This is a genomic window from Salipiger mangrovisoli (assembly GCF_015223355.1).
Classification (GTDB): Bacteria; Pseudomonadota; Alphaproteobacteria; order Rhodobacterales; family Rhodobacteraceae; genus Salipiger; species Salipiger mangrovisoli.
In genome coordinates, this window is the sequence record NZ_JADFFK010000089.1 from 1 (window position 1) to 1,376 (window position 1,376).

At 64.5% G+C, this 1,376-nt stretch carries 1 protein-coding gene; it reads left to right on the forward strand.

Annotated features, from left to right (window positions below; genetic code table 11):
* The first annotated feature begins 122 nt into the window (after positions 1–122).
* Positions 123–1,319 carry an IS256 family transposase gene (locus IQ782_RS29575; RefSeq protein WP_194138235.1) on the forward strand — a complete coding sequence of 399 codons (1,197 nt, stop codon included), beginning with the start codon at positions 123–125 and terminating at the stop codon, positions 1,317–1,319.
* The last annotated feature ends 57 nt before the right edge of the window (positions 1,320–1,376 follow it).

Genomic DNA, 1,376 nt, shown 5'->3' on the forward strand with positions numbered 1-1,376 from the left:
GATAGTGCCCCGCGGCGTGGTGTAGGAAGCCGCGAGCGTCGCTGATCGCGAGGCTGGCGGTCATCGTCGATCTTCGGAGTAGGTTTGGGTTGCGACACCTGAAACCTGAGGCGGAGATGACGATGACCGACGACAGAATGGCTCTGATGGAGCTGGTTGAGAAGCAGGCTGATGGCGATCTCGTGCGCGAGATGCTGGCCTTTGCAGCCGAGCGCATCATGGAGGCCGAGATCGAAGCGCGGACCGGCGCGGCCAAGGGCACGCGCTCGCCAATGCGAGAGGCCCAGCGGAATGGATACCGGGAGCGGGATTGGGATACGCGTGCCGGCCGGATCGCGCTAGAGATTCCGAAGCTGCGCAAGGGCAGCTATTTCCCCAGCTTCCTTGAACCGCGGCGGACAGCCGAGAAGGCATTGGTGGCGGTGATCCAGGAGGCTTACGTTCACGGCATCTCCACGCGGTCCGTGGATGACCTGGTGAAGGCCATGGGAGCTGGCGGCATGTCTAAGAGCCAAGTCAGCCGGTTGTGCATGGAAATCGACGAGCGGGTCGACGCCTTCCTGTCGCGGCCGCTTGAAGGCGCGTGGCCCTACCTGTGGTTGGACGCCACATACCTGAAGGTCAGAGAGGGCGGGCGCATCATCAGCAAGGCGGTGATACTCGCGGTGGCGGTCAACGAGGACGGCAAGCGCGAGGTTCTGGGTGTCGCAACCGGTCCATCCGAGGCGGAGGTGTTCTGGACTGATTTCCTGCGCAGCCTCGCCGACCGGGGCCTGCGTGGCGTCAAGCTGGTCATCGCCGACGACCACAAGGGCCTGCGGGCCGCCGCGCGCCGGGTCTTCAACGCCACTCATCAGCGCTGCCGCATCCACTGGATGCGCAATGCCCTGGCGCATGCCCCTGCGAAACAGCGCACGGCAGTGGCGGCGATGTTGAAGACGGTCTTCGCCCAGGAAAGCAAGGCCGACGCCGAGAACCAGTGGGCCGTCGTGGCGGACGCCCTTCGGGAGAAACAGCCCAAGCTCGGCGCCCTGATGGACAACTCCCGCGACGATGTGTTGGCCTACATGTCGTTCCCTCGAGAGCACTGGACCCAGATCGCTTCGACCAACCCGCTGGAGCGGGTGAACCGAGAGGTAAAGCGACGTGCGGATGTCATCGGGATCTTCCCGAACGACGCCGCCATCATCCGCCTCGTCGGCGCTCTGATGCTCGAAACCAACGATGAATGGGCAGTGGCGCGGCGATACATGAGCCTTGAAACCCTGGCCCGCGTCACCGACAATCCCACCGTCAGGTTGCCCGCCGTGGCATCCTGATCAGACCCGGACCTCTCCGAAGGTCGACGCTCCTACACCACGCGCGGGGGCACTATC

Coding starts and splice junctions, on each gene's coding strand:
- IQ782_RS29575 (WP_194138235.1), top strand. CDS start 123: ATGACCGACGACAGAATGGCTCTGATGGAGCTGGTTGAGAAGCAGGCT.